This is a genomic window from Phenylobacterium sp. (genome assembly GCF_016793285.1).
GTDB lineage: Bacteria > Pseudomonadota > Alphaproteobacteria > Caulobacterales > Caulobacteraceae > Phenylobacterium.
In genome coordinates, this window is record NZ_JAEUMO010000131.1 from 1 (window position 1) to 3691 (window position 3691).

Genomic DNA, 3691 nt, shown 5'->3' on the forward strand with positions numbered 1-3691 from the left:
TGAGCCGGGGGCAGACGCCAGGACCCGAGAGCTCGATCGGCAAGATCGTGGCGGCGGGCCAGATGCAGGACCTGGCCAACTCGGCGGTCGAGCTGCTGGATCAGTTCGGCATCATCAACGACCCCGAGCTGGCGCCGCTGAGCGGCGGCTTCCACGCCTCGCTGATGAGCGCGCCGGGCCTGCGGATCGCCGGCGGCACCGACGAGATCCTGAAGAACATCATCGCCGAGCGCGTCCTGGGCCTCCCCGGCGACATCCGCGTCGACAAGGACGTGGCCTTCAAGGATCTCCCGACCGGGCGCTAACGCGCTTGGGCCGACGGGGCGGTAGGGCGCCTCAGGCGTCGTCCCGCTCGAAGGCGAAACGCGGGGCTTCGGTCCGGAAGGGCAGGCGCGCGCCTTCCGGCATCAGGAAGGCGTGCTCGCGGCGGATCGTGAGCACGTCGCAGGCGCCGTCGGTGATGATCAGGATCGGGGCGTCCTTTGGGAACCGCGCGTCGCTTTCGAGGCGGGCGATCGCAGGCTGCAGCACCGTGCCCCCGCGCCCGCGCACCTCGACGCGGCCCATCAGCGCCTCGGGCTCGACATAGCCGGCGTCGTGCACGCCGGCGTCGCACTGGATCACGCGCACCCACGGCACCTCGCGGCTGAGCGCATAGCTCGCGATCGCGCCCAGGGCCCGCGCCAGCAGTCGCGGCGACATCGAGCCGGAGGTGTCCAGGACGACGCCGAAGGTGCGCGCGACCAGGCGTTCCTCCGGGCGAACCCAGACGGCGCGGGGGATGTCGGGCGTCGACGCCTGGCGGCGGCTGGGTCGGGCGAAGCTGCGGCGCGCCTCGAGGGGCGGGAAGAAGGCGTCCATCCACTGGCCCAGCTGGACGTCCCAGGGAATCGGCCGCTGCTGGATCGCGCGGATCTCCTCGACGAGGTCGCCGGGCAGCAGGCCGCGCGCGATCCCTGACGTGAGGTGCAGGTCCAGCCCCTCGGCCAGGGCGCGGCGGTAGAAGGCGTCGAGATCCGTGCCCGGGCCGTTCCACCAGCCGGACGTCCGCTCGCCCAGGACGTCGACCTTGCCCTGGCCGCGCAGGGTGCGGCTCTTGTTCAGCCGGCGGATCAGGCGCAGATCGCCGACGATGCGGTCGTAGATGGCCTCGGCCGACTCGCGCTCGAACCCCAGCTCGGGATCGAGCAGCAGGGTGTCGGTGGGGATCTCGCCCACGCCCATCTCGACCAGCCAGCCGTTGATCACGTAGTCGCAGGCGACGTTCCAGAGGTAGGCGTCGCGGCCCTGGCGGCGCGCCTCGTGGCGCAGGCCGACATGCAGCAGCTCATGGGCGATCACAAACTGCATGCCGCCGTAGGTCCACGGGAACTTCGGGTTGATGTAGACGCGGCGCAGCTCGCTATCGACGGCGGCGATCGAGATGTCGTGCAGCGCGCAGACGTCAGCGTCCTCGACGATGTCGAAGCTCGCCGCCAGGGCGCCCAGCAGCGGATAGTTCGCGACGAACCAGCCCCGCGCACGCTCGGCCAGCGAGTTGGGATTGCCTCGGGCGGTCGCCGGGCCGCGGGCGGCGTCGCCGGCCTTGCCGATGGCCTCGACCACGCTGGCGCGGATCGCCGCGGCCAGGATCTCCTGGCGTTCGCGCCGCAGCTTCGCCGGGATCGGCGGCAGGTCGCGGGTATAGGTGAAGCTGGGACCGTCGACGCCCAGGCCGCGGCCGCCGTACAGCTCGCGCAGCGGGGCGCCGCCGTCGCGCAGGGCCGCCGCGATCGTTTCCGGCTCGCGGCCGAGCGGCGGCAGGCCCTCGGCGCCCAACTCGTCGGGGCGTCGGCCCAAACCCGTTCCGGCCATGAAGTCCTCGGCGACCAGGGCGCAGGCGATCTGCCAGTCGTCGTCGTCCTGCTGGGGGTCGGCGTGGCTGAGAACCACGTGCAGCAGCGCCTGACCCAACACGTGCGCCCATTCCGCCCGCGTGGCGCGTCGCCAGGGATTCAGCTCGATGCGGGTGTGGAAGGCCTCGTCTCGGAAGCGGCGCGGACTGCTGGCGACCCGCGCATAGCCCTCGCGCCCGAACGGCTCGCCCTCCGTGATCGCGTGCCAGGGACAGTGCCTCATCAGCCGGCTGAACAAGGGATGCTCGCGCAGGATCTCGCTGGCGGCGCCGATCTCGCGCAGGTGCTCCTTGGGCGGCTCGCGGCGGCGGCGCGCCATAGGTCAGGCGCGCTGAGCGGCCAGCCGCGGCAAGGCGCGGGCGAGGTCGATGGTGTACCAGGCCGGCAGCGTGGCGCCGGACTCGGTCTCGGTGACCACCAGCTGCGCGAGCTCGGTGGAGATGCGCGCCAGGCTGACCACGAGGTCCTTGGCGCGCAGGGCCAGCTGACGGGTCTCACGGCCCATCTTGCTCTCGTCGTCCGGCAGTTCCTTGATCAGCCGGTCGCGCAGTTGCTGGACGAGGAAGTAGAGGATGTCGCGCTCGTCCGGCCGCTCGGGCCAGCCCTTGTCGCCCTTGAGGATCGCGGCGAGGTCGTGCTCGCGGTCGCGCAGCTTGGCGAAGGCGGTGAACTGCTTGGCGTGCGCCGGCGTGAGCAGGCCCGAGGCCAGGACGTTGATCTCGTCCAGCGTGATGGCCGGCCCGTAGGCCTTCAATGCGTCGGAGAGCATGTTCCAGGCCCGGGGCGTCGAGAACGGCTCTTCGTGCTTGGGCGGTTTGGACCACAGGTGATCCGAGCGCTGGCGAACATAGGACAGCACCAGCTCGTGGATGTCGCTGCGCTCGGCCCAGGCCAGCCAGTCGCGGGCCGACGCCCGCAACTGAACGTGGACTAGCCGGTTGATCAGCGCCGACGACATCGGGCGCGTGATGGCGGCGTCCTCGGCGCGGTTGCCGGCGCCGATCACGATGGTCCCGGCCGGCAGCCGGAACTCGCCGATCCGCCGGTCGAGGACGAGGGAGTAGAACGCCTTCTGCACCTCGTGCGAGCACGCGTTCAGCTCATCCAGGAACAGGCAGTAGGGATCGTCGCGGGCGATCAGGGTCGGCGGGCAGAACCGGGACTTGCCATCGTGGATCTGCGGCACGCCGATGATGTCCTCGGGGGCGAGCTGAGAGCCGAGGAGGGAGACGCAGGGCAGGCCGACGGCGTCGGCGAACTCGCGCACCAGCGCCGACTTGCCGACCCCGGGCGGGCCCCAGATGAACACCGGCAGCACGGGCGCGACGTTCAGCAGGAACGGCGTCAGCGAGGCGGGCGTGAGGACCTGGGCGGCTTCCATGGGTGACAGTTCAAGCGGATACGAACCGTCACCTTAGGCGCAAGGCCGCGCGCGGCGCACGCGGTTTCGTCAGGCCTAGGCCGTCAGCGCCAGGGGCGCGCGGTCGGCGATGAGTTGGCCGTAGAGGCGGGCGAGGGCTTCGAAGGTGGCGTCCCAGCCGTGGCGGGTTTCGGCGCGGCGCCGGGCGGCCTGGGAGATGGCGGCGACGTCGCGGCTGAAGAGGGCGTCGATGGCCTCGGCGAGGCCTGACGGTTCCACGTTCTGGGCGGGCTGGCCCACGCTGTGGTCGATGAGTTCGCCCACGCCGCCGCGGTGCGAGCCGATCACCGGCAGGCCGGCGGCCATGGCCTCCAGCACGAAGAGGCCGAAGATCTCGTTCTCGTTGGCGTGCAGCGCCGCGTCGCAGGACGCCAGC

Annotated in this window: 4 protein-coding genes; 1 reads left to right on the forward strand and 3 read right to left on the reverse strand. The window is 71.6% G+C overall.

The genetic code is table 11. The features are described from left to right. Window positions 1-305 (forward strand): acyl-CoA dehydrogenase family protein (locus JNL41_RS12850; RefSeq protein WP_293475512.1); only part of this gene is annotated, 305 nt, incomplete at its 5' end. A gap of 31 nt (window positions 306-336) precedes the next feature. Here JNL41_RS12850 and JNL41_RS12855 read toward each other — a convergent pair. From JNL41_RS12855 to JNL41_RS12865, 3 genes are all read right to left on the reverse strand, one after another. After that, entirely contained in the window at window positions 337-2214 is a 1878-nt protein-coding gene (locus JNL41_RS12855; protein WP_293475514.1) for a VWA-like domain-containing protein, read from the reverse strand. Window positions 2215-2217: 3 nt separating this feature from the next. Further along, window positions 2218-3276, reverse strand: coding sequence for a MoxR family ATPase (locus tag JNL41_RS12860; RefSeq protein ID WP_293475516.1), 1059 nt, complete (start codon window positions 3274-3276; stop codon window positions 2218-2220). Between the two features lie 75 nt (window positions 3277-3351). Next, on the reverse strand, window positions 3352-3691 hold a 340-nt coding region (locus JNL41_RS12865; RefSeq protein WP_293475518.1), incomplete at its 5' end, for a glycosyltransferase.

Excerpts from the sequence above, each read along its gene's own strand:
- JNL41_RS12855 (WP_293475514.1), bottom strand. The coding sequence starts at position 2,214 with ATGGCGCGCCGCCGCCGCGAGCCGCCCAAGGAGCACCTGCGCGAGATC.
- JNL41_RS12860 (WP_293475516.1), bottom strand. The coding sequence starts at position 3,276 with ATGGAAGCCGCCCAGGTCCTCACGCCCGCCTCGCTGACGCCGTTCCTG.